Genomic DNA, 24,485 nt, shown 5'->3' on the forward strand with positions numbered 1-24,485 from the left:
GCTACCGAACGCTTTTGTCACATTAGGTGCCCACGGGGTCGTATCGCTGCGACGCCGTGGGCATAATGGTGTGGAAGGTGCAAGTTGCGCGAAATGGGAGGACACATGGCGCTGATCTATGTCGTTGAGGACGACGAGCGCATTCGTCGTGAGCTTGTCGACATCCTTGCCCGCGCCGGGTTTGAAATCGAGGCCTGCGAATCGTTTGAGCATGTCTCGCGCGATATCCTTGCCGCCGCGCCCGACCTGGTGTTGCTCGACCTCACGCTTCCCGTCAAGGACGGCCAACATATCTGCCACGAGGTTCGCCGCGAATCCGAGGTTCCTATCATCGTCCTCACGTCGCGCACGACCGAGATCGACGAGGTCATGGCCATGACGCTTGGCGCGGACGACTTTGTTCCCAAGCCTTACAGCGCCCGTGTGCTCGTGGCGCACATCAATGCGTTGCTGCGCCGCACCGCGGCGGCGGGCGATCGCAGCACGCTCGTCCACAAGGGGCTGGAGCTCGACCTCGCCCGCTCCATGGTCACCAATACGGCAACCGGCGACAGTACCGAGCTCACCAAAAACGAGCTGCGTATCCTCTCGCTGCTCTTGGGCCGCGCGGGCAAGATTGTCTCGCGCTCGGCTATCATGCAGGACCTGTGGGACTCCGACGCCTTCGTGGACGACAATACGCTCACCGTCAATATCAACCGCCTGCGCACCACGCTCGAAAAAATCGGCATCAAGGGCTATTTGACGACGCATCGCGGCCAAGGCTATTCGGTCTAGGGGCCGGTTATGTCGTTTGCCAAGTTCTTTAAAGATGCACTGCTTTCCGTTGCCGTGTGGACCTGCGGCGTGCTGCTGAGCTGTTTTGTACTGACGGTCGCCGGCGCCCCGGCATCCATCGTGGTCGTGGCGGTCGGTGTGTCCTTTATCTTTGGCATGCTGGGCATCGTGATCGAGTACGTGCGCCGTCGTCGTTTTCTGTGCCAGCTGGAGCGCGCGGCAGAGGAGCTGGGGAGCCCCGCATGGGTGCAGGAGATGGTGCAATGCCCGACCTATGCCGAGGGCGAGCTCGAATATGAGGTCTTGCGCCGGGTGGGCAAAGCCGCTTGCGACGAGGTTGCGGAAGGCCGGCGCCAGACCGATGACTACCGCGACTATATCGAGAGCTGGGTCCACGAGGCCAAGCTGCCCCTGGCGGCGGCTCATCTGATTTTGGAAAACCTGGACGGCAGCGAAGACGACCTGTCGCGCGTGGATGACCTGGGTCGCGAGCTAGCTCGCGTGGAGCGCTATATCGATCAGGCGCTGTACTATGCGCGCTCGGAAGTCGTAGAGCGCGACTACCTGATTCGCCGCTGGGGTCTCAAGAGCTTGGTGACGGGCGCGATTAAAGCCAACGCGCGCGAGCTCATCGCGGCGCACGTGGCTCCGGTGTGCGAGAACCTCGACTTTGAGGTGTTCACCGACGAGAAATGGCTCGAGTTTATTCTGGGCCAGCTCATTCAGAACAGCATTAAATATGCGCGTGAGGACGGCGCGAAGATTGTGTTTTCGGGTGCGTTGCTGGACGAGGGCCTGGCAAGCGAGCGCATCGAGCTTACCGTCGCGGACAACGGCTGCGGCGTGAGCGCGGCTGACCTGCCGCGCGTGTTCGAGAAGGGCTTTACCGGCGATAACGGCCGCACCACCAAGCGCGCAACGGGCATCGGCCTCTACCTGGTGGCGCGCCTGTGTTCCAAGATGGGCATCGACGTCACCGCGGCATCCGACTCCGGCGAAGGCTTTGTCGTAACATTCGCTTTCTCGACCAACAAGTTTCAATACTTCGAGTAGTCGGGCCGTCTTGTGGTGCGGATGGCTATGTTCCCGAGCGTGAACATGGCTATGAGGCTCTAAAAAATCACCCAAACAAAACGTGCCGCCCGACCAGGGCGGCACGCCATCTCTCTATTCAGCTAACTCGCTGAAGTACGGTGACGAAGGCGCAAGGCCGGGAGGGGTTATCTAAGCCGACATCCCGCAGCCGCGAAGCGGCGAGGACGTCGGCGTGATAACCCCGCAGGCCTTGCGCCGGCGGGAAGGAACCTACTTCACGACCAAGATGTCGCAGTCGGTGTTGCGCAGCAGGAATGTCGAAATCGAACCCAGGAGCGCATACTTGATCGAGGAAAGGCCACGAGCGCCGCAGAGCACCAGATCGGGCTTGACCACGTCGAGCATCTCGTCCTTGAGCGTCTCGCGAATACGGCCGGCGCGAATCATGACTTCGACCTCGGGAATGTTGGGATTAGCCTTGGCCTCTTCGAGCTGCTTGGCGATGGAGTTCTTAAAGGCCTCCTCCAGGCCGTTGACCAGATCGACCGGATAGGAACCGGCGCTCTCGAGCGCCGTGGAATCGATGACGTGACCGATGATCAGCTTGGCGCCATTGTTTGCGGCGACCTTGATAGCGCGTGTGAGCACAAAATCCTGCTGCTCAGTACCGTCGAGTGAAACAAATACCTTGGTATAGCCCTCGTTCATGGTTTCCTCCTTGGTCTATCGCACGGGCGCGGGGCTCGTGCATCGGACGACGTGTTGGCCGCCGGACACTTTAGCTTGTTGCAGTTATACCCAAGGATTTCGGTTTGACCGCTCGCAATTCTGTGAACGGGCGAGATTTTTGGTAAGGGTGGGCGCGGCCGCGGCCGAACGGTTGATAATGGGACATCGCCCGCAACCGTCCGCAGAACAACTATCGGCGGGTGACAAACGAGGGGGTCCCTTTGGATATCATCGAGCTTCTAAAATCTGCCTTCATGGGCCTGGTCGAGGGCATCACCGAATGGCTGCCCGTTTCGTCGACGGGCCACATGATCTTGGTGGACGAGTTCGTCAAGATGAATGTGAGCGAGACATTCTGGAATATGTTCCTGGTCGTGATTCAGCTTGGCGCCATTTTGGCCGTTTGCGTTCTGTTCTTCTACGACTTAAATCCGCTCTCGCCCAGCAAGGGCAAGGAGGGTCGTCGCGACACCTGGGTGCTGTGGGGCAAGATTGTGCTTGGCTGTATTCCCGCCGCGGCGATCGGTCTGCCGCTCAACGACTGGATGGAGGAGCATTTCTATAACGCTCCCGTCGTGGCGCTGGCGCTCATCGTGTACGGCGTGTTGTTTATCGTGATTGAGAACTGGCGTGCGAGTAAGCGCGAGAACGCCGCTCTTGCCGATTCGTTTGGTTCGCGTGCTGTGGTGGCGGGCGGGCGTCCCGCCGGTGCACACTTCGCGGCGCCTGCGGCGGATATTGCCGAAGACAATGACAATGACGAGGATTTGGATTTTGGATCCATCGCCACGCTCGAGGACCTGAGCTGGAAGACCGCATTGGGTATCGGTTGCTTCCAGGTGCTTTCGTTGATTCCGGGCACATCACGTTCCGGCTCCACCATCATCGGCGGCCTGCTGCTGGGCTGCACGCGCTCGGTGGCGTCCAAGTTCACGTTTTTCCTGGCCATTCCCGTTATGTTTGGCGCGAGCGCGCTCAAGCTGGTCAAGTACTTCGTTAAGGGCGGTACGTTTGGCACCAACGAGATTGCCATTCTGGGCGTGGGCTGCGTCGTGGCCTTTGTGGTTTCGCTTATTGCCATCAAGTGGCTCATGGGCTTCGTTCGCCGTCACGACTTTAAGTGCTTTGGCGTCTACCGCATTATTCTGGGCATCGTGGTGCTCGCGTACTTCTTTGTTCTGGAGCCTATGCTCGGTCTGTAACTTGGTTGACGCTGCGCGGCGGCCAGAGCGCGGCGCACGGAGTCGTGGTGTGATTTGCATCGGTGTCCGCGCGGCTCGGTATACTGGTACGGCTCAAACTATGGCGTCGCCCGCAGGCGCGCCGTCCGTCAGATGAGGAGTCGCCCATGACCCAGCCCTTGCCCTGGGAAAAGAACGCCGCGGTACCCGTGCCGCCCGCGCCGGAACCCGTGCCGCTCGATGCATACATCGCCCCCGCTGCGCCGGAGCCCGAGCTCGTTCCGCTCGACATCTACGACGCTCCCGCGCCGGCACCCAAGCCCGTCAAGCCGCTCATCGACATCGACAGCCTTAATCCCGCCCAGCGCGAGGCCGTCCTGACCACCGAGGGCCCGTTGCTGGTCCTCGCCGGCGCAGGCTCGGGCAAGACTCGCGTCCTGACCTTCCGCATCGCGCATATGCTCGGCGACCTGGGTGTTAAGCCTTGGCAGGTTCTTGCCATCACGTTTACCAACAAAGCCGCGGCCGAGATGCGCGAGCGTCTGACGGCGCTCATTCCCAGCGGTACCCGCGGCATGTGGGTGTGCACCTTCCACGCCATGTGCGTGCGCATGCTGCGCGAGGACGCCGACCTGCTGGGTTACACCGGTCAGTTCACCATCTACGATGACGATGACTCAAAGCGCATGGTGCGTGACATTATGCAGGCGCTCGGCATCGAGCAAAAGCAGTTCCCCATCAACATGATTCGCAGCAAGATCAGTTCGGCCAAAAACGCCATGATCGGCCCCGAGGACATGCTCAAATCCGCCGATAGCCCCAACGACAAAAAGGCCGCGCAGGTCTACCTGGAGCTGGAGCGCCGCCTGCGCGCCGCCAACGCGATGGACTTCGACGATTTGCTCGTGCGCACACTCGAACTGCTGCGCACCCGCCCCGAGGTGCTCGACAAGTACCAGGAGCGCTTCCGCTACATTAGCGTCGACGAGTATCAGGACACCAACCACGTCCAGTACGAAATCGCCAACCTTCTGGCCGCCAAGTACCAAAACCTCATGGTTGTGGGCGACGATGACCAGTCCATTTACAGCTGGCGTGGCGCCGACATCACCAACATCTTGGACTTTGAGCAGGACTTTAAAAACTGCAAGACCGTTAAGCTCGAGCAGAACTACCGCTCTACGGGCCATATCCTAAACGCCGCCAACGCCGTGGTGCGCCACAACTCGCAGCGCAAGGACAAGCGCCTGTTTACGGCCGAGGGCGATGGCGAGAAGATTCAGGCCTTCCAGGCGAGCGACGAGCGCGACGAGGGCCGCTGGATTGCCGGTGAGATCGAGAAACTGCATGCCAAAGGCACGAGCTACGACGACATCGCCGTGTTTTATCGCACCAACGCCCAGTCGCGTATTCTCGAAGATATGTTTCTGCGCGCGGGCGTGCCCTACAAGATCGTGGGCGGCACTCGATTCTTCGACCGTGCCGAGATTCGCGACGTCATGGCCTACCTCAAGATGATCGTGAACCCGGCCGACGAGATGAGCGTCAAGCGCGTCATCAACACACCGCGCCGCGGCATTGGCTCCACCTCAATCCAAAAGATCGAGCAGCTGGCACGCGACAACCGTTGCTCGTTCTTCCAGGCTTGCGAGATCGCGTGCGCCGAAACCGGCATGTTTAGCGCCAAGGTGCGCAACGGCCTGTCGAGCTTTGTCTCACTGGTGCGCGAGGGCCGCCGCATGGACGGCGAGCTCAAGGACGTTGTCGAGATGATCGTCGATAAGACGGGCCTGCTGCAGGCGTTTCGCGCCGAGGGCACCATGGAATCTGAGAGCCGCGCCGAGAACATCCAGGAATTTCTGGGCGTTGCGGCGGAATTTGAGGAGACGCACGAGGATATCGAGGGTACGCTCGAGAGCCTAGAAGAGCTGCGCGCAGCCGGTGTTGCCGACGTGCCTGCCGGCGCCGAGCCCGAGCCCGTCGTGGTGAGCGCGCCTGCGCCCGAACCGGGGCCATCTGTCCCGGCATCCTCGTTTGAGGCGCTCGTCGGCGCCCGTGACGCCGCGGGCTCCAATCCGCTCGATGGCTTGGACGCTCCGGCGCTGTCTCCGCAGGATGCCCTGGCCGCCGCCATCGCAGGCAACGCGTATGCCGCGCCGACGGAGCTGTCGGCGGGTGCCGTGCATGCCGGCGAGATCGAGCGTACCTACGGTCCGCTCACCTGTAAGGCGCTGCCGGCACTCATGGAGTGGCTGGCCTTGCGCTCCGACTTGGATTCCCTGGCCGGCGAGACGCATGCCATTACCATGATGACCATCCACTCCGCCAAGGGCCTGGAGTTTCCGGCGGTGTTCGTGGCCGGCATGGAGGAGGGTATCTTTCCGCACGTGCACGACTTTGGCGGCAGCGATGATCCGGGCAAGCTCGAGGAGGAGCGTCGCCTGGCCTACGTCGCCATCACGCGTGCCCGCAAGCGCCTGTTCTTGACCTATGCGGCCACGCGTCGCACCTACGGTTCGACCTCCGCCAACCCGCGTTCGCGCTTTCTCAACGAGATTCCGTTTGAGGATATCGAGTTTAGCGGTATCGGTTCTGCCGGTTTTGAGGGCACGGGCTGGGAGAAACGCGGCGACCGTCGCGGCACCTTTGGCTCGGGCATGGGTTCGGATATGTATGGCGGCAAGGTGTTTGGTTCGCATACGCGCTCGACCGGCGGTTCCGGTTCGCGCGGCGGATCGAGCTTCGACGATTTCTTTGGCGGCAGCAGCTACGGGACCGAGCGCCATCGTGGGGTCTCGCCCGACGCCGGTCGCGCTGCCTCGACCTTTGGCTCGGGCGCACCGCGAGCCAAAAAGCCGTCGTCCAAGGTGTCCCCAACAGTGGAGCGCAAGGTCGATCGCGCCAGCGCGTCGCAGGACTTTGCCGCGGGCGATACCGTGAGTCATAAGACCTTTGGCACGGGTACCGTGATCTCGGTCGCTGGAGACATGATCGAGGTCCAATTCGAAAAGACCGGCCAGACCAAAAAGCTAATGAAAGGCTTCGCTCCGATTGTTAAGCTGAATGCCTAACTGCGAGGTTGGCCGGGCGCGCCGGGGGCTTTGGTCGCCTGCTCGGACAGTCCTGCTCGCACGGAGAGCACATTAAGTGCTCTCCGGCTCGTGCGGAACTCGCGATCGACCAAAGCCCCCGGCGCGCCCTCTTCCTTGTGACGTTTTAGCCTGCAGCTTTCGAACCTCGCTCTGCTCGTTCGCTTTTTGATCTGGAGAGCCGGGTGGGCTGATAGATAGATACGAGTAGGGGCTCTTCCGTACATGGACGGGAGAGCCCCTTATTACGTTTCGGATTGTTTCTTATGACTTTGGGGATTGAGCGTTTTATACGATTCAGTATAATTTTAGATAGATACTAAAATGTAACTGAAATGAAAATGGTGAGTGGACATGCTGCTAAATTGTCTCCCTAAAAGACTCTTCTCTTTAGAGCTCGCCATCGATTCAGAGCCAGTTGAGATGCAGATTCCTCGCATGTATCTCGAGCGGTATTCGCTTCGCTTGGCACGGCTTGGCATGTCTGAGCAGGGCCGTTTTATTGTTGCGGAACCAAAAGAACCGCCCAGTGTCATTTCGGCGCGAAATCTCGTCAATGCAGTGCGCAAGATAGATGCTCGTCCGGTAGCAATTTGCTGGGATGCTATGGATTTAGGTTTTATGCACGCGCTTTCTTCGGAGGGGATCGCATATATCCGAGATGAGCGAAATGCGTTTCTGCCGTTTATCGGAGCCGTTATTTCCGGTGAGGTGCTGGGTGCGTCTCCCGCTGCTCCGCTTTCGCCCCAATCTCAACGAATCGTCCTAAATCTCATCGCGGGACGATGGGTTGACTGCTCCGCCGGCGACCTGGCGCGTCTGTGTGGCAAAAGCGCGGCAAGCGTCAGCGGCTATCTTTCGGAAATCGCCGCTATAGCTCCTGGGTTGATTATGCGGGACGGCAAAAAGCGTATATTGTGCGATGTCGGGTTGTCGACCGAGACGCTGCTGGATGGGTTTGAGGACTATCTTCGCACACCAGTTTTAGAGCGAATCCGGCTCAAGAAGGTTATCGAGAGAACAGAGCTACGTGCCGTTGACGCGCTGCTTTCCGGTGTGTCTGCCCTTAGCTATATGTCCGACCTTGCTCATAAAGACTCTGCTCCAACCATTGCTCTCGAAAAGAATCAGCTAGAGGACCTAAAAGAGCACATGGGTGACAGATGGCTGGAGGCCCAGTGGTACGAACCGGCTGCTGTCGAGATTGAGGTCTGGTCGTATCCCGTGGACGAGCCGTCCGATATTAGTTTTGACACGTCGGGTTTGCAGTGTGTCGACCCGTTTTCCTTATACGTTGCTTGCGCAAAAGCAGATTACAAAGAAGATCGTCTGCTCGATGCGGTCGAACAGCTCAGGAGGACGATATGTCAAAAGTGAGGGGAATAGAGCGATTTGCCGATGCCATGAGCGGCTGCAAAGGTGGTTACGTCCTTATTGGTGGAGGGGCCTGCAGCGTTCTATTTGACAGCGAAGGTGATTCATTCAGGGCTACCGAAGACTTGGATGTCGTCGTAATTGCTGATGGGGAAGGCGTTGAATTTGCCACTGCATTGTGGGCATTTATCAAAGCAGCTGGATACGAGATTGGAAAGGTCGGCGATGGAAAGTGTACTTACTATCGGTTCTGCTTGCCCAAAGGATCGAAGCGGGCCCTAGACTATCCCGGTCAAATTGAGCTATTTGCCCGACATCCTGATTTTGTGCTCGAAGATGAAACGGGCGAAGTGGCACCTCTTTCCTTTGACGGGGCCGTAGCAAGTCTCTCGGCAATTATCCTCGACGATGGCTACTACGAATTTATTCGCGACAACGCAACGAACGTAGAAGGCATTACGTTGCTCGATGCACTCCATATCATTCCCCTCAAGATGCGTGCGCACATTGATATCAACAGAAGTTATGAAGAGGGACGTCGTTGCAACAACATTGATCGGCGGAAGCACCGTTCGGATGTTGCTCGACTTGCTGACTTGTTGTCGCCTTCGGCGCGTTTGGAGCTAACGGGGCAAATGAGGGTTGATGCGGAGGATTTTCTTACGGACTTTGCTTTGTATGTAAATCGGCAGACCAACCGTAAGGAAAGGGCGCGGCTTCAGGACACGCTATCGTTTCTCGAAAAGGTCTACCTATAGGCACCTTGAGTCGTTATGTATAGCAGGGGCTCCTCCGTTGATGAACGGAAGAGCCCCTTGTTGCTTTTTGATTGTCGTTACTAGCCAGAGGCTCGCCGGGATGGGGCGCGGGGTTTGGTCGATCGCGAGTTCCGCACGAGCCGGAGAGCACTTAATGTGCTCTCCGTGCGAGCAGGACTGTCCGAGCAGGCGACCAAACCCCGCGCCCCATCCCGGCGAGCGCTCGGGGACCGGTAACTTACAGGTGCGAGACGATCAGTTCCATCTGGCCTTCGAGGTCGATGGAGCTGACGGTGCTGGGTGCCAGCAGGTGACTTCCCTTGTGGACGGGGTCGCCGCAGACGGTGCCTTCGCCGTCGATGACCGACAGGCACATGAAGGGCCAGCGCTGCTCCAAGGTCTTGCTGCCGTCGACGCGCACGCGATCGACAGTGTAGCAGGAGTTAGACTCGAGCTCGGTTACGCCGTTCACCTCGGGCGCGACCACCGTGCCGCCGGTCGGAGCCTGAGCATCAAAATCGATGCAATCGAGGCTCTGCTCAATGTGCAGCGGACGCAGTTTGCCGTCGGTGCCGGGACGGTCGTAGTCGTACAGGCGATATGTCACGTCGCTTGACTGCTGCGTCTCCAAAATGAGCGTACCGGTCTTGATGGCGTGTACGGTACCGGAATCAATCTGGAAAAAGTCGCCCTTGTGGATCGGCAGCACGTTGAGCATGTCGTCCCAACGGCCCCCCTCGATCATCTGTGCGGCCTCGGCGCGGTCATGCGCGCGCTGGCCGACGATGATCGTGGCGCCGGGCTCGCAGTCCAGCACATACCAGCACTCGGTTTTGCCCAGGCTGCCGTTCTCGTGCTTGGCGGCGTACTCGTCGTTGGGATGAATCTGGATCGAAAGGTCGTCCTTGGCGTCCAGAATCTTAACGAGCAGCGGGAACTCCTTGCCCTCGCACCTGCCAAAGAGCTCGCGGTGCTCGGCCCACAGCCACGACAGCGTGTGGCCGGCATACGGGCCCTCCGCAATCTGGCAGTCGCCGTTGGGGTGGGCCGAGATGGCCCAACACTCACCGATGGGTCCATCGGGAATGTCGTAGCCAAATACGGTTTCGAGCTGGCGGCCGCCCCAGATCTTCTCGTGGAAGATCGGCGTCAGTTTAATCAAATCGGACATATTCATACCCCATTGTGTTGCGCGGGCGTTGCACAAACAGCTCAAAACGAGCGCCCGCATGACTACAAAAACCTATGCCAACGTTACGTTGTGCAACTCAAAGCGGTCGCCAACGTTGCGCGAGACCGAATACTCAAAGGCCGCGCCGCTGTCCAAAAAGCCAATCTGGTTGAGCTCGAGTAGGGGAGAGCCAGGTTTGGTGTCCAGGCGCTCGGCTTCTTCCTCGGTTGCTGCCACGGCGCGAATGGTACGGTGGAAGCTCGAGATCTTCAGCCCACATTGCTCGCGGACAAAGCGGTAGACCGATCCGTACAGGTCCTTCTTTTTAAGGCCCGGAATCAGCTCGAGGGGCATGTAGGTGTACTCGATAACGATGGGCTTCTCATCGGCCTGACGCACGCGCACGATGTGATAGGCAAAGTCATCCTCGGCAATTCCCAGCTGGGCTGCGATGTCCGCTGGTGGATTAACAATCGAGAAGTCGTAGACTACCGAGGTCACCTTCTCCCCGCGGTGCTCATACGAAAAGCCCTGGGCACGGTCGTTTTTGCCCTGGAAAAACGCTTGGCCGGGAAGCCCCGCCGTGTCCTTAACGTAGGTACCCGATCCACGACGGCTGGTAACAAGACCTTCCTCGGTGATTTGCTCGATAGCTCGTTTGACAGTGATTTTGGAAACGCTATAGAGCTCGCAGAACTCAACGACGGTGGGAAGCTTGTCGCCTGGTTTAAGAGCGCCATCCTCAATACTTCGACGAATATCTGCAGCTATCGCCTCGTATTTGGGAATCATGGAACCTCCTTTCCAACTTGATTGAGTATAAAAGAAAGTATACTCAACACCTAAGTATCCCTATTGAGTCATTGAAAAGTTCGATAGATATATTACTAAAAGTCGCTTTGCGCTAAAAATAAAAGCGCTCTAAATAAATATACATTCGAATAATGTCGTGTTGAGAAATCTAATCGGTCCGAGGACGGGGCCGAACCGATTTAGCACCCAGCGAACCGAATCCTGTATTCTGCATTTCCTCAGATAAAACCTACCAAAACAAACCTGTCCCTTTTTGGTAGGTTTTTGCCTTGGGAGCGGTACCATACAGACAATGTTTAAACGAGAAAGGCGGGCCCCTATGGAACCTAAGCAGTACTACATCGGCATCGACGTCGGCGGCACTTCGGTTAAGGAGGGCCTGTTCGACGGGGATGGCAACCTGCTTGCGAAGGTCAGCGTGCCCACGCCTCCCATCGTTGACGCTGCGGGCTTTGCCGCGGTGACCGAGGCTATCGACCAGGTGGTCGCCAAGGCACAGATTCCGCGCGCCTTTGTGGCGGGCATTGGCCTTGCTGTTCCGTGCCCCATTCCGGCAGCGGGCGATGCCAAGGTCAAGGCCAACATTGCCATTAACCTGCCCGAGTTGAAGATCGCCATTCAGGAGCACTGCCCCGATGCGGTCGTTAAGTACGAGAACGATGCCAACGCCGCTGCCATGGGCGAGGCTTGGCTCGGTTCTGCCAAGGACGTGCAGAATGTGGTGATGGTCACCATCGGTACCGGCGTGGGCGGCGGCGTTATCGTCAACGGCGATGTGGTGTCGGGTGTTGTGGGCGCTGGCGGCGAGATTGGCCATATGTGCCTGAATCCGGCTGAGGAGCGCACTTGCGGCTGCGGCGGCCATGGCCACCTGGAGCAGTATTCCAGCGCCACCGGCGTGGTGAGCAACTACCTTGCCGAGTGCAAGAAGGCGGGCGTCGAGCCCATCGAGCTCACCGGCCCCTCCGATTCCAAGGACGTGTTCCAAGCCTGCCGCGAGGGTGATAAGCTCGCGCTGGCCGCGGCCGATACCATGGCCGACTATCTCGGCCGTGCCCTGGCGCTTATTGCCAACGTGGTCGATCCCGAGATGTTCCTGATCGGCGGCGGCGCCTCCGCCTCGGCCGATGTCTACCTCGATAAGGTTCGCGAGTACTTCCAGCGCTACGCGCTTTCCGCCTCGCGCGAGACGCCCATTAAGGTTGCCTCGCTCGGAAACGACGCCGGCATCATCGGTTCTGCCTACGTAGCCCTGCGCGCTGCCGGTAAATAGCTGGTGCAAGGGGGCCAGGTTACTTTGCACCAACATGGTGCAAAAGGGACAGCCTTGGCCCCCATACCTGCCACAAAATATGCCGTGGCCCTTCCGTCCCCAAAGGCCAGCTGCCAGCGTGCTACCATAGCTACGTCTAATTACACATACCAAGTGGAGGATACCCATGGCAAACGTTCTTGTCTTTGGTCACCAGAACCCCGATAACGACGCCATCATGAGCGCCGTCGTTCTGTCTCAGCTGCTCAACCAGGTTGAGTATGCCGGCAACACCTATGAGGTCTGCGCTCTTGGTCAGCTTCCGGCAGAGTCCGCCAAGCTGCTCGCAGACGCCGGCATTGCCGAGCCCCGCATGATTGAGTCCGTCGAGGCCGGCCAGCTTGTCGTTCTCACCGACCATAACGAGTCCGCCCAGTCCGTCGCCGGCCTTAAGGACGCCACGGTCTTTGGCGTCGTTGACCATCACCGCATCGGCGACTTTGAGACCGCCGGCCCGCTGCACTACATCTGCCTGCCCTGGGGTTCCAGCTGCACCATCGTCACTAAGCTCGCCGGCGTGCTCGGCGTTGAGCTTTCCGACGTTCAGGCCAAGCTACTGCTCTCGGCCATGATGACCGACACGCTCATGCTCAAGAGCCCCACCACCACCGATGTCGACCGCGCCGTCGCCGCCAAGCTCGGCGAGCAGGTGGGTGTCGACCCGGTCAAGTTTGGCATGGAGGTCTTCCTCACCCGTCCGTCCGGCTCCTTCACCGCAGCCGAGATGGTCGGCAACGACATCAAGATGTTCGAGCCCGCCGGCAAGAAGCTGCTCATCGGCCAGTACGAGACCGTCGACAAGAGCCGTGCGCTCGGCATGATCGACGAGATCCGCGAGGCCATGCGCGCCTACGCCGCCGAGAAGGGTGCCGACGGCATCGTCCTGTGCATCACCGACATCATGGAGGAGGGCTCGCAGGTCCTGCTCGAGGGCGAGACCGAGGCCGCTCAGAAGGGCCTGGGCATTGCCGACGAGCACGACGGCGTCTGGATGCCGGGCGTCCTCTCCCGTAAGAAGCAGGTCGCTGCCCCCATCATGGCCGCCTGCTAGGTTTTGTAACCTGCTACGACCGGACCGCGGACGCCCCGCGCTCCGGTCGTTTTTTGTGCGCGGGACCGCGTCCTCTATTGGACAGGGGCGCCCGTACCGTTGGGCAAATAATGTTCAACCTGTGGTTCCGCTTTTCGGCCACGCCTGCGTGCTTGTCGTGCAGGGTAGGCTAGATGCAAGCGTAATACGTTGGAGCGCGGTGCCGCCACTTGGGCGGGCCGTGCTTTTTTAAGACGGGAGCTTTCCCGTGAAAGGAGCCGCCCATGGCAGCAACTGAGCAGCTGTTCAACGTTCGTGAGCGCAAACGCTTTGAACGTCATGACATCTGGGAGCGCATCGCCGAGAACGGCACGATTTCCGCCGCCGTCATGGTCATCGCCGCCATCGCCGCCGTTATCTGCGCCAACACCGATGTCTACGAGGCTATCCATCACTTTTTGGAGACCCCGCTGTATGTGGGTCTGGGCAACCTTACGGCTGGCCTCACCGTCGAGCTTTTCGTCAACGACTTTCTCATGGCGATCTTCTTTTTGTTGGTGGGTATTGAGCTTAAGTACGAGATGACGGTCGGCGAGCTCAAGAATCCGCGTCAGGCCATGCTTCCCATGCTGGCAGCCGTGGGCGGCGTCGTCGTTCCCGCCTGCATCTACCTGATCTTTAACCATGCCGGCGCCCGCAACGGTTGGGCCATCCCCATGGCAACCGATATTGCCTTTGCGTTGGGCGTGCTGTCGCTTTTGGGCAATCGCGTGCCCAACGGCGTGCGCGTGTTCTTCTCGACGCTCGCCATCGCCGACGACCTCATCTCCATCGCCGCCATCGCCATTTTCTACGGCCAGAGCCCCAGTCCGTTTTGGCTGGGTGCCGCTGCAGTTGTGACCTGCGCACTTGTGTGGCTCAACAAGACTCAGCATTATCGCCTTGCCCCGTACTCGGTGCTTGGTCTGCTGCTGTGGTTTTGCATGTTTAAGAGCGGCGTGCACGCCACGCTTGCCGGTGTCATCCTGGCCTTCACCATCCCGGCCAAGTGCGGTGTTAAGCTCGATAGCCTTACCGATTGGCTAGGCGAGTACCTGCCGTTGCTCGACGACCGTTACGACGACGAGGCGCACATCCTGGGCCAGCACGACTTTACCCTTTCGACCACCAAGGTCGAGCGTGTCATGCACCGTGTGACCCCGCCGCTCATCCGCATGGAGCGCCTGATCTCCACGCCGGTCAACTTTGTGATCCTGCCGATCTTTGCGTTTGTCAACGCGCAGGTTCGCCTTGTGGGCGTGGACATGAGCGTGCTGCTTACCGACCCGGTGACCCTCGGCGTGTACTTTGGCATGCTGCTGGGTAAGCCGATCGGTATCTTTGGCGTGACGTTTGCCCTGGTCAAGCTTAAGGCTTGCGAGCTGCCTCATAACGTTAACTGGCATATGATCGCCGGCGTGGGCATTTTGGGTGGCATCGGCTTTACCATGTCGATCCTCATCAGCGGCCTCGCCTTCCCGACGGCCCAGTTCGAGGTTCTGGCCGCCAAGGCCGCCATTCTTGCCGGTTCTGTTACCGCGGCCGTGCTGGGCATGATCTACATGAGCGTGGTCTGCAAGCATCCTTCGCCCAAGGACGAGTAGGAGCGCGAAAACCGGGGCCGGACATGCCCCGGATGCCCTCGTGTGAAAAAATGCCGTTTGTGAGCACTGTCACAAACGGCATTTCATTTATTTGCCATTTTTATTCCACGGTGCCGTAGACGGCGCCCCAGCCATGGGCGGCAAGGGCCGAGTTAAGCTGGTCGCAAAGCGATTGGCGGTCGTAGTGGCCGGGCGGCAAAAGATTCACGATTTCCATGAGATCGGGCGCCAGGTCCAAGATCTCCGCCTGAACGATTAGATCCAGGCGGTCAATGGCCTTACGGTCATAAAACAAGCCGTCGACCAGACGCTGCAGGTCTCCGAACTCCTCGGCTTGAAAAGAGCCGTATTCCATACTGCCTCCTTGGATGTGCCATGCGGCTATACGGGTCATACGGTGGATATCGTAATTCATTGCGATGGACTTAATCTATCACGGCTTCATACCGTTGCGGCGGTAGCGGTCTATACTTAGACAAACTGCAACGTCCCGCTTTGCGAAAGGTCGCACCCATGCAGACGATCTACCAGAAGATGGAAACCACCGAACTCGATGCCGCCATCGAGGCGCTCAAAGCCGAGGTTGACGAGGTCAAGGCCAAGGGCCTGGCGCTCGACATGGCGCGCGGCAAGCCGTCGCCCTCCCAGGTGGACATCTCGCGCCCCATGCTCGATATCCTCAATGCCGACGCCGATCTGCACGACGGTAACGTCGACTGCTCCAACTACGGCTGCTTTGAGGGCATCCCCTCGGCACGCAAGCTGGCGGGGGAGTTCCTGGGTTGCCCCGCCGATCAGACGCTCGTACTGGGTTCGTCGAGCCTTTTGATCGAGCACGATATCGCCGGTATGTTCTGGCGCTGCGGCTCGTGCGGCAGCGAGCCTTGGGAGGCTTATGAGGCCGCGCACGACGGTAAGAAGGTCAAGTTCCTGTGCCCGGTTCCCGGCTACGACCGTCATTTTGGCATCACCGCCGACCTGGGTATCGAGAACGTCCCCGTCGCGATGACCGGCAGCGGCCCCGACATGGACGAGGTAGAGCGCCTGGTTGCCGCCGACGACTCCATCAAGGGCATCTGGTGCGTGCCCAAGTATTCCAACCCCACGGGCATCACCTTTAGCGAGGACACCGTGCGCCGCTTGGTCGAGATGCCCACGGCCGCGCCCGATTTTCGCATCTTTTGGGACAACGCCTACTGCGTGCACGACCTGTACGACGAGACCGACGAGCTCGCCAACATCTTCGATCTTGCCCGCGCGGCGGGTACCGAGGACCGCGTGGTGGCATTCGCCTCGACGTCCAAGATCACCTTCCCGGGCGCGGGCATCGGCTTTATCGGTGCGAGTCCCGCGGTCATCGCGGAGTTCTCCAAGCGCCTGAAGGCCGGTCTTATCAGCGCCGACAAGCTCAACCAGCTACGCCACGTGCGCTTCCTTCCCACCATCGAGGCGGTCAAGGAGCACATGAAAAAGCATGCCGAGTTCTTGCGTCCGCGCTTTGAGGCCGTCGAGCGCAAGCTCACTGAGGGCCTGGGCGATACGGGTTGCGCTACTTGGACGCATCCCCGCGGCGGCTACTTTGTGAGCTTTGATGGCCCCGAGGGCTCGGCCCAAAAGGTCGCCGCGCTTTGCGCCGACCTGGGTGTCAAGCTCACGCCGGCAGGTGCCACCTGGCCTTATGGCAAGGATCCGCGCGACACCAACATCCGCATCGCGCCGAGTTATCCCACGGTCGAGGACCTGGAGGCCGCACTCGACGTGCTGGTGCTGGCCGTCAAGCTTGTCGCTGCCGAGCTTGCTCGTGCCGAGCGCGCCTAACGCGTAGGGCCCCGCAAATCCGCGTCCAGTACCATCCGCACTCTCGATACGCAAAGGAGCGTATACATGGATTTGGGTATTTCCACCAACCCCACGCCGGAGCTCTACACCATCAGGGTGACCGGTGAGATTGATATCTCTAACGCCGACAGCTTGCGTAACGCCATCGACTTGGCGCTCGAGCAGCCCACCGAGGCCGTTGAGCTCGACTTTGCCCAGGTGAGCTATATCGACTCGACAGGTATTGGCGTACTTGTGGGCGCCGCGCACCACGCAGCCGATCACGGCAAGCGGTTTGGCTGCGTCAACGTGCAGCCCCCGGTGATGCGCGTGGTTCAGTTGCTGGGTGTCGACCAGGAGATTTCAATTACGGCGGCATAAGCCCTGCCCCAAAAAGGGCGTGCCGTTTGGTATATGTTTGTGATGCGCTCGGATGTTTTGACGTCCGGGCGCTATACTTGACCGAATGAATAGACGAGTTCCGGCCGAATGGCGCGGTGCGGGCTCGACTCACATCGAGCCTTGGAGGTATGTGTGTTTGGTATTGGAGAGGGTGAGCTCGCGATCATCGTGGTCTTCGGCTTTTTGCTGTTTGGCCCGGATAAGCTCCCGCAGATGGGCCGCACGATCGGCCGTGCCATCCGTCAGTTCCGCGAGACGCAGGAAAAGATGACGGCTGTTGTTCAGTCCGAGATTATCGATCCGGTAAGCGAGGCCGCTTCGGCTCCGGTCAAGCCCAAGAAGGCTGCCGTCGATGACGATTCCGATGCGGACGAGGATGCCGTCGAGACGGCCGCGCCCGCAAAGAAGGAGACCTTTGCCGAGCGCCGTGCCCGCCTTGCCGCCGAGAAGGCCGCGAGTGAGGGTGCTGCCGAGGACGAAGGTGCTGCTGGTGAGGCTGAGGGCGCCGAGTCTGCCGCTGCCGCCGTCGAGCCCGAGCCTGCTGCAGAGCCGGAGCCCGAGCCCGAGCCGGCAGAGCCCACGACGGCTGACCTCTACGCCCGTCGTCCCCGCAAGCGCAAGGCCGTCGTCGACCAGCTCGCTCGCGAGCTCGAGGCCGAGGACGACGCCGCTGCCGCCCATGCCCCGAAGGGAGGCGATGAGTAATGCCTATCGGACCTGCGCGCATGCCGCTCTTCGATCATCTGGGTGAGCTCCGTCGCCGCCTGACCATCGTGGTCGTGTCAGTCTTTGCCGCCGCCATCGTGCTGTATTTCGCCACGCCCGTGGTGCTCGACATCCTGGAAGACCCCATCCGCTCCTTTGTGCCGGACGGTAAGTTCTACATCACCACCACGCTCGGCGGCTTTGGTCTGCGCTTTTCGCTGGCCCTCAAGATGGCCGTTGTCATGTGCACGCCTATGATCATTTGGCAGATTCTGGCGTTTTTCCTGCCGGCGCTTCGCCCCAACGAGCGCAAGTGGGTTGTGCCCACGGTGCTCGCCTCGACGGTGCTGTTCTTCCTGGGCGCAATCTTTTGCTACTTTATCATCATCCCTGCGGGCTTTGAGTGGCTCATCGGCGAAACCTCGGCCGTCGCTACGGCGCTGCCCGATCTGGAGAACTACGTCAACATGGAGCTGCTCTTTATGATCGGCTTTGGTGTGGCGTTTGAGCTGCCGCTCATCATCTTCTACCTGTCTGTCTTCCATATCGTGTCCTATGCGGCCTTCCGCGGTGCCTGGCGTTACGTATACGTTGGCCTGCTTGCGGGCTCGGCTGTGATTACGCCCGACGGCTCGCCCGTTACGCTGGGTCTCATGTATGGCGCCCTGCTCTCGCTCTACGAGATTTCGCTCGCCATCGCCCGCGTGGTCATTACCGCGCGCGATGGCAAGGAAGGCTTGTTTGTGAGCCGTCTGGATCTGTTCTCGAACGACGACGAGGACGACGAGGAGTAAATCCGTATGCACGAGGTTGGCATTGTCAACGGCATACTCGATACAGTGATTCGCGCGGCGCGTGGGGCGGGGGCCTCGCGCGCTGTTTTGGTAACGCTGCGCATTGGGGATATGACCGAAGTTGTGCGTGAGGCGCTCGACTTTGCGTGGGAGACGTTTCGCGACGAGGACATGCTCACGCGCGGCTGCGAGCTTGCCGTGGAGGAAGTCCATCCACAAAGCGAGTGCCTGGACTGCCGCGAGGTCTTTGAGCACGACCGCTTCCATTGCCGCTGTCCTCAGTGTGGCGGCACCAACGTGCGCCTGCTGCACGGCCGCGAGCTCGACATCGCCAGCATCGAGATTGAAACCCCCGACAATTAACCAGCCTGCCATTTGAGGACGGGGTATAAATGGTAGAAGTAAGGAGTGCCGAGTATGGCCGAGAAAACTATTGATATCGCATCGCCAATTCTGTCGCGCAATGAGCGCCTGGCAGATCAGCTGCGTCAGCGATTCAAAGAGACAGGCACCTATGTGATCAATGTGCTGTCGAGTCCCGGCTCTGGTAAGACCACCACGATTCTGGGCACCAACGAGCGCCTGCGCGACAAAGCCGGCCTGCGCTGTGCCGTCATCGAGGGCGATATCGCCTCGGATGTCGACGCCATCACCATGAAGGAAGCCGGCATGCCCGCCATTCAGATCAACACGGGCGGTCTGTGCCACCTCGAGGGCAACATGATCATGGAGGCCGTTGACGCGTTCGACCAGGCAGTGGGCCTTCAAAACATCGATGTTATCTTTATCGAAAACGTGGGCAATCTGGTCTGTCCGGTCGACTTTGACCTGGGCGAGAACCTGTCCATCATGATTCTCTCGGTGCCCGAGGGCGACGACAAGCCCATTAAGTACCCGGGCATCTTCCAGCACGCTGGCGCACAGCTGCTCAACAAGGTCGATGTGGCCCCGGCTTTCGATTTTGACATGGATAGGTATACTAAGACACTCGATGACCTCAATCCGCAGGCGCCGCGGTTTGCCGTGAGCGCACGCAAGGGCGAGGGCATGGATGCCTGGTGCGATTGGCTCATCGGGCAGATCGAACAAACAAGGGCGTAAGTCGGCCGTCGTACGTGCGGGCGCAGCCGCAGACACACGAGATAGGAGCCTCTTTTGAAGCTCATCATCGCCGAGAAAAACGACGCCGCGCGTCAGATTGCCGAGCGTCTTTCCACGGGCAAGCCCAAAAAGGACAAGGTGTACAACACCGCCATCTACCGTTTTGAGTGGAAGGGCGAGGAGTGCGTGACAATCGGCCTTGCCGGTCACATCCTTGCGCCCGATTTTTGCGACAGCGTGCTGTTCGATAAAAAGCTGGGTTGGTATTCGGTCACCGAGGACGGCGAGATGCTGCCGGCCGACATACCCGATGGCCTGGCGCGTCCGCCCTATGACACCAAGCGCAAACCGTTCCTTGCCGACGGTATCTCCATCAAAGGCTGGAAGCTCGAGAGCCTGCCCTACCTTACCTGGGCGCCCGTTATCAAGCTGCCGGCCGAGAAAGAACTCATTCGCTCGCTCAAGAACCTTGCCAAGAAGTCCGACAGTGTCATCATCGCCACGGACTTCGATCGCGAGGGCGAGCTGATTGGTTCGGACGCCCTCAACAAGGTGCGCGAGGTTGCGCCCGACTTGCCGGTTGCCCGCGCCCAGTATTCTTCGTTTACCAAGGCCGAGATCACGCAGGCCTTTGATAACCTCGTCTCGCTCGACCAGAACCTGGCCGATGCCGGCGAGAGCCGTCAGCACATCGACCTCATTTGGGGTGCGGTGCTCACGCGCTACCTGACGCTCGCCAAGTTTGGCGGCTTTGGCAACGTGCGTTCTGCCGGCCGCGTGCAGACCCCGACGCTCGCCCTGGTGGTCGAGCGCGAGCGCGAGCGCATGGCGTTTGTGCCCGAGGACTACTGGCAGATCCGCGGCATGGCTGCCGCGCAGGCTGCTGCCGAGGACGACCGCTTTAAGATCGCGCACAAGACGGCGCGCTTTACCGACAAGGATGCTGCCGAGATGGCGTACGGTCACGTTGACGGTGCCAAGACGGCAACCGTCGCCGCGGTGACCAAGCGCTCGCGCAAGCAGCAGCCGCCCACGCCGTTTGCGACCACCTCGCTGCAGGCTGCCGCTGCGGCCGAGGGCATCTCGCCCGCACGCACCATGCGCATCGCCGAGTCCCTCTACATGGCGGGTCTTATCAGCTATCCGCGCGTCGATAACACCGTGTACCCCGCGACGCTCGATCTGGGCGCCGTGGTGAGCGATCTGGCAAAGATTAACCCGGCGCTGGCGCCCGTATGCAAAAAGGTGCTCGCCGGTCCCATGAGGCCCACGCGCGGCAAGGTCGAGACCACCGACCACCCGCCTATCTACCCCACGGGCGAGGGAGATCCGTCCACGCTCGACGGTGGCCAGCGCAAGCTCTACGACCTCATCGCTCGTCGCTTCCTGGCGACGCTTATGGGCCCCGCCACCATCGAGAACACCAAGCTCGAGCTCGACGTGAACGGCGAGCCGTTCGTGGCTTCGGGCGATGTGCTCGTGACCCCGGGTTTCCGCGAGGTATACCCGTACGGACTCAAGCGCGACGAGCAGATGCCGCCGCTGGAGCAGGGCGACATGGTCGACGTATTCGACATTAAGCTCGAGGCCAAGCAGACCGAGCCGCCCGCACGCTACAGCCAGGGCAAGCTCGTGCAGGAGATGGAAAAGCGCGGCCTGGGCACCAAGTCCACGCGCGCGAGCATCATCGAGCGCCTGTACGCCGTGCGCTACCTCAAAAACGATCCCGTGGAGCCGAGTCAGCTGGGTATCGCCATCATCGATGCACTGTCGCAGTTTGCCCCGCGTATCACGAGCCCCGATATGACCAGCGAGCTCGACGGCGACATGACCCGCGTGGAGCGCGGCGAAGATACCGAAGAGCATGTCGTGACGCACTCGCGCGCGCTGCTGGCCGGCGTGCTCGATGAGCTGCTCAAGCATACGCAGGAGCTGGGCGACGCCATCAGCGATGCCGTCACGGCCGATGCGCGCGTGGGCGCTTGTCCCAAGTGCGGCAAGGATCTGGTTATGAAGACGAGCGCCAAGACCCGCGGCAGCTTTATCGGCTGCATGGGCTGGCCCGACTGCGACGTGACCTATCCGGTGCCGAGCGGCGTCAAGGTGAGTCCGCTCGAGGGCGAGGCTGCCGTGTGTCCCGAATGCGGCGCACCGCGCATTAAGTGCCAGCCGTTCCGCCAGAAGGCTTTCGAGATCTGCGTGAACCCCACGTGTCCCACCAATTACGAGCCCGACCTTAAGGTGGGCGAGTGCAAGGTGTGCGCCGAGGCCGGACGCCATGGCGATCTGATTGCGCACAAGAGCGAGAAGAGCGGCAAGCGCTTTATCCGCTGCACCAACTATGACGATTGCGGCGTGAGCTATCCGCTGCCGGCGCGTGGCAAACTCGAGGCGACGGGCGAGACCTGCCCCGAGTGCGGCGCTCCCATCGTGGTGGTCAACACGGCGCGCGGTCCGTGGCGTATCTGCGTCAACATGGACTGCCCGACCAAGGAGAAGAAGCCCGCCCGCGGCCGCAAGACGACGACCAAGGCGAGTACGGCGAAGAAGACCACGGCGAAAAAGACGACTGCCAAGAAGGCTGCCGCGAAAAAGACGACCACAAAGAAGGCGGCCGCCAGTAAGTAGCGGCGCAGCCGAAACATTGCCCAAAACAAAAACGGGCGAGGGTCCCATGATCCTCGCCCGTTTTTTTGTTCGAAAGTTCGGCAGTTGGGGACGTTCCTTTTCTGCCGGCAGTCTGAGAACGTCCCTAACTGCCAGCTCGGGAACGACAAAACGCTAGTTCACCTCAACGGGTTTGGCGCTGGGATAGCGGTCCTCAAAGTCCAAGCGATACTTGTTGCTGCTGGTTCCCGGCTCGTTGTCGCGTGCCAGCGGCGCCACGATTTCGTCCTTATGGTCCGAGGGCTTTGCGTACTTTAGACTGATCTCCCAGGCATCGCAGATCGCGTCGATGCGGTGATCAAGGTCGTCATACAGGGCAATGATGTCTTTCCAGGAGTGGTAGTTCTTGGAGCTCATGGGGACGTCCAGGTCCTCGACGATATCGTAATACTGCTCGATGGTCTCCTCCGTGCGCTCGGCGACGTCGGCGAGATTTTGACGGGTGGTGCGATCTTCTTCCAGATAGCTACCATTGAAGGCCTGCGCGCAGGCGCGGACTTGGCTATCGAGGTCCTCGAGCAGGTCGTAGTATTCGCTCAGGCGACGGTAGATGTCCTGCTCGGAGAGGGTTGCTTCGCCGCCAACCTCGTCGTCATCGTCATCGTCGTAAAGGCTATTGGGGTCGCCGAGAGGCTTGAGGTCATCATCGTCAACATCGTGGTGCAGCTTGGTAACCTCGGCAGTCGTCTGCGTGGCGGAGTTGTCGAACGGTTTGATCACAAAGAAGATGACCAGGGCGATGATGATTGCCGCCAGCGCAACGATGACGGCGACAAGCGCCCCGGTGCCGCTCTTTTTGGGAGCGGGGGTCTGTGGCGAAGCAGGCGTGTATGCGGGAGCCGGCTGCTGTTGGGGCGAGCCGCTCGCGACGGGTATGCACTGCGTGGTCTCGACGGCCGCGGGGCTTGCGGCGGGGTCGGGGCGATAAGCGAGGGGATCGTCCGCCTTGGCTTGCGGCGTATCAAGGGGCCCGGTCTGCTCAAAAGCGGGCTGGCTATCGCTCGCGGCTGTTTGCTCAACGGGTGCACCGCACGAGGTGCAGAACTTGGCATTATCTGCAAGAAGCTTGCCGCACGAGGCGCAATACCGAGACATTGCCACTCCTTTCGCCACATTTCAATGCCATCCGACGATTATACCAGCATCCAAAATTCCCCATCATAAGTTGCGGTGAAATAGGGACTGTTTGGCGGTCTTAGAGCTTCAATCAGTCCCTATTTCACCGCAACTTTGGAAAGGCACCTTTAGTCATTGGGTAGTCATTGGGGACGTTCTTAAACGACCAGTCAATTAAGAACGTCCCCAATGACTAGGTTGGATTTGGGGTGCGCCTGCCCCTGGGGTATCATGATTTGGTTGATATATCTGCATTTACGCGCCTTGTAGGAAGGGGCTGCGCCCATGGCTTTTGAGCCCGCTCAACATAGCTTTATCACGCTCGAGGGCGTCGATGGTGCCGGTAAGTCCACGCAGGCGCGCCTGCTGGCCCGTGCGCTCGAGCTCGCTGGCTACCAGGTCGTGACCCTGCGTGAGCCGGGCGGCACCGCCATTAGTGAAAAGATTCGTGCCCTGCTGCTCGACCCCGCCAATACGGCGATGGGGGATACCTGCGAGCTGCTGCTCTACGAGGCCGCACGCGCCCAGCTGGTGCACGAGGTCATAGCTCCCGCCCTTGCGGCCGGCAAGGTGGTCCTGTGTGACCGCTTCTATGATTCCACGACCTGCTACCAGGCGTTTGCCGACGGCCTCGATCGCCAGATGGTACGCGACGCCAACAACCTTGCTGTCGCGGGGACGCACCCGGCGCTCACGCTCGTCTATCACATCACGCCCGAGCAGGCGGCGCTGCGCATGTCCGCCCGTGGTGCGGTCGACCGCATGGAGGCCAAGGGCATGGCGTTCCAGGAGCGCGTTTACCAGGGATTTAGTGCCATTGCCGCCGAGGAGCCAGATCGCGTGAAGCTCATCGACGCCACCGCTTCCATCGAGGACGTCTTCGCGCAGACGGTCGAGCAGGTTCGCGCGTGCGGTCTCGACATTTCCCAGGACGCCGTCACCGCCACGCTTGCCCAGGAGGCCGAGTAAC

The 24,485-nt window shown here is 60.2% G+C and carries 22 protein-coding genes; 17 read left to right on the forward strand and 5 right to left on the reverse strand.

Going from position 1 to position 24,485, the window contains the following annotated elements:
- The first annotated feature begins 105 nt into the window (after window positions 1-105).
- A complete protein-coding gene (locus ACTNB2_RS03875; protein WP_427728526.1) occupies window positions 106-777 on the forward strand; it encodes a response regulator transcription factor in 672 nt (223 codons plus the stop codon).
- Window positions 778-786: 9 nt separating this feature from the next.
- Complete coding sequence (locus ACTNB2_RS03880) at window positions 787-1,830, forward strand: ATP-binding protein (RefSeq protein WP_441040886.1); 1,044 nt, start codon at window positions 787-789, stop codon at window positions 1,828-1,830.
- A gap of 252 nt (window positions 1,831-2,082) precedes the next feature.
- On the opposite strand, the gene ACTNB2_RS03885 is transcribed toward ACTNB2_RS03880, so the two are convergent.
- Window positions 2,083-2,520: a universal stress protein gene (locus ACTNB2_RS03885; protein ID WP_154515052.1), complete on the reverse strand. Its 438-nt coding sequence runs from the start codon at window positions 2,518-2,520 to the stop codon at window positions 2,083-2,085.
- A 242-nt stretch (window positions 2,521-2,762) separates the two neighbouring features.
- On the opposite strand from ACTNB2_RS03885, the gene ACTNB2_RS03890 reads away from it, so the two are divergent.
- The 4 genes from ACTNB2_RS03890 (at window position 2,763) to ACTNB2_RS03905 (ending at window position 8,943) form a co-directional block, all read left to right on the forward strand.
- Window positions 2,763-3,743 carry an undecaprenyl-diphosphate phosphatase gene (locus tag ACTNB2_RS03890; protein ID WP_441040884.1) on the forward strand — a complete coding sequence of 327 codons (981 nt, stop codon included), beginning with the start codon at window positions 2,763-2,765 and terminating at the stop codon, window positions 3,741-3,743.
- Between the two features lie 146 nt (window positions 3,744-3,889).
- On the forward strand, window positions 3,890-6,793 hold the full coding sequence (locus tag ACTNB2_RS03895) for an ATP-dependent helicase (protein ID WP_441040882.1): 2,904 nt from the start codon (window positions 3,890-3,892) through the stop codon (window positions 6,791-6,793).
- A 441-nt stretch (window positions 6,794-7,234) separates the two neighbouring features.
- Window positions 7,235-8,188, forward strand: coding sequence for a hypothetical protein (locus tag ACTNB2_RS03900; protein ID WP_441045716.1), 954 nt, complete (start codon window positions 7,235-7,237; stop codon window positions 8,186-8,188).
- The gene (locus ACTNB2_RS03905; protein ID WP_441040879.1) at window positions 8,176-8,943 is read left to right on the forward strand and encodes a hypothetical protein; all 768 of its coding nucleotides are present in this window, start codon (window positions 8,176-8,178) and stop codon (window positions 8,941-8,943) included. The genes ACTNB2_RS03900 and ACTNB2_RS03905 overlap by 13 nt, the downstream gene beginning before the upstream one ends.
- A gap of 238 nt (window positions 8,944-9,181) precedes the next feature.
- On the opposite strand, the gene ACTNB2_RS03910 is transcribed toward ACTNB2_RS03905, so the two are convergent.
- Together ACTNB2_RS03910 and ACTNB2_RS03915 are read right to left on the reverse strand one after the other, a co-directional pair.
- The gene (locus ACTNB2_RS03910; RefSeq protein ID WP_441040877.1) at window positions 9,182-10,114 is read right to left on the reverse strand and encodes a type I phosphomannose isomerase catalytic subunit; all 933 of its coding nucleotides are present in this window, start codon (window positions 10,112-10,114) and stop codon (window positions 9,182-9,184) included.
- A gap of 72 nt (window positions 10,115-10,186) precedes the next feature.
- A complete protein-coding gene (locus ACTNB2_RS03915) occupies window positions 10,187-10,906 on the reverse strand; it encodes a GntR family transcriptional regulator (protein WP_154515044.1) in 720 nt (239 codons plus the stop codon).
- Window positions 10,907-11,246: 340 nt separating this feature from the next.
- On the opposite strand from ACTNB2_RS03915, the gene ACTNB2_RS03920 reads away from it, so the two are divergent.
- The 3 genes from ACTNB2_RS03920 (at window position 11,247) to nhaA (ending at window position 14,912) form a co-directional block, all read left to right on the forward strand.
- On the forward strand, window positions 11,247-12,200 hold the full coding sequence (locus tag ACTNB2_RS03920) for an ROK family protein (RefSeq protein ID WP_427728539.1): 954 nt from the start codon (window positions 11,247-11,249) through the stop codon (window positions 12,198-12,200).
- Between the two features lie 166 nt (window positions 12,201-12,366).
- On the forward strand, window positions 12,367-13,290 hold the full coding sequence (locus tag ACTNB2_RS03925) for a manganese-dependent inorganic pyrophosphatase (RefSeq protein WP_154515040.1): 924 nt from the start codon (window positions 12,367-12,369) through the stop codon (window positions 13,288-13,290).
- A 263-nt stretch (window positions 13,291-13,553) separates the two neighbouring features.
- Complete coding sequence (gene nhaA / locus ACTNB2_RS03930; protein WP_154515038.1) at window positions 13,554-14,912, forward strand: Na+/H+ antiporter NhaA; 1,359 nt, start codon at window positions 13,554-13,556, stop codon at window positions 14,910-14,912.
- Window positions 14,913-15,012: 100 nt separating this feature from the next.
- On the opposite strand, the gene ACTNB2_RS03935 is transcribed toward nhaA, so the two are convergent.
- The gene (locus ACTNB2_RS03935; RefSeq protein WP_154515036.1) at window positions 15,013-15,267 is read right to left on the reverse strand and encodes a hypothetical protein; all 255 of its coding nucleotides are present in this window, start codon (window positions 15,265-15,267) and stop codon (window positions 15,013-15,015) included.
- Window positions 15,268-15,425: 158 nt separating this feature from the next.
- On the opposite strand from ACTNB2_RS03935, the gene ACTNB2_RS03940 reads away from it, so the two are divergent.
- The 7 genes from ACTNB2_RS03940 (at window position 15,426) to ACTNB2_RS03970 (ending at window position 22,360) form a co-directional block, all read left to right on the forward strand.
- Window positions 15,426-16,730 carry an aminotransferase class I/II-fold pyridoxal phosphate-dependent enzyme gene (locus tag ACTNB2_RS03940; protein ID WP_441040874.1) on the forward strand — a complete coding sequence of 435 codons (1,305 nt, stop codon included), beginning with the start codon at window positions 15,426-15,428 and terminating at the stop codon, window positions 16,728-16,730.
- Window positions 16,731-16,796: 66 nt separating this feature from the next.
- On the forward strand, window positions 16,797-17,111 hold the full coding sequence (locus ACTNB2_RS03945; protein ID WP_152068467.1) for an STAS domain-containing protein: 315 nt from the start codon (window positions 16,797-16,799) through the stop codon (window positions 17,109-17,111).
- 153 nt (window positions 17,112-17,264) lie between these two features.
- Window positions 17,265-17,837: a twin-arginine translocase TatA/TatE family subunit gene (locus tag ACTNB2_RS03950; RefSeq protein WP_193221503.1), complete on the forward strand. Its 573-nt coding sequence runs from the start codon at window positions 17,265-17,267 to the stop codon at window positions 17,835-17,837.
- Entirely contained in the window at window positions 17,837-18,631 is a 795-nt protein-coding gene (gene tatC / locus ACTNB2_RS03955; protein ID WP_193221504.1) for a twin-arginine translocase subunit TatC, read from the forward strand. Before ACTNB2_RS03950 ends, tatC begins: the two co-directional genes overlap by 1 nt.
- Before the next feature lie 6 nt (window positions 18,632-18,637).
- Entirely contained in the window at window positions 18,638-18,994 is a 357-nt protein-coding gene (gene hypA, locus ACTNB2_RS03960) for a hydrogenase maturation nickel metallochaperone HypA (RefSeq protein WP_152068469.1), read from the forward strand.
- Window positions 18,995-19,048: 54 nt separating this feature from the next.
- A complete protein-coding gene (gene hypB, locus ACTNB2_RS03965) occupies window positions 19,049-19,732 on the forward strand; it encodes a hydrogenase nickel incorporation protein HypB (RefSeq protein ID WP_152068470.1) in 684 nt (227 codons plus the stop codon).
- A 54-nt stretch (window positions 19,733-19,786) separates the two neighbouring features.
- Window positions 19,787-22,360 (forward strand): DNA topoisomerase I, encoded by a 2,574-nt coding sequence (locus tag ACTNB2_RS03970; protein WP_441040873.1) that lies wholly within the window; start codon window positions 19,787-19,789, stop codon window positions 22,358-22,360.
- Between the two features lie 153 nt (window positions 22,361-22,513).
- Here ACTNB2_RS03970 and ACTNB2_RS03975 read toward each other — a convergent pair whose 3' ends face one another.
- Window positions 22,514-23,494 carry a zinc-ribbon domain-containing protein gene (locus tag ACTNB2_RS03975; RefSeq protein WP_441040871.1) on the reverse strand — a complete coding sequence of 327 codons (981 nt, stop codon included), beginning with the start codon at window positions 23,492-23,494 and terminating at the stop codon, window positions 22,514-22,516.
- A gap of 306 nt (window positions 23,495-23,800) precedes the next feature.
- Between ACTNB2_RS03975 and tmk the strand changes: the two genes are divergently transcribed.
- Window positions 23,801-24,484: a dTMP kinase gene (gene tmk / locus ACTNB2_RS03980; RefSeq protein ID WP_441040869.1), complete on the forward strand. Its 684-nt coding sequence runs from the start codon at window positions 23,801-23,803 to the stop codon at window positions 24,482-24,484.
- Window position 24,485 lies beyond the last annotated feature (1 nt).

It is taken from the genome of Collinsella sp. HCP28S3_G2, assembly GCF_052065125.1.
Taxonomy (GTDB): Bacteria; Actinomycetota; Coriobacteriia; order Coriobacteriales; family Coriobacteriaceae; genus Collinsella.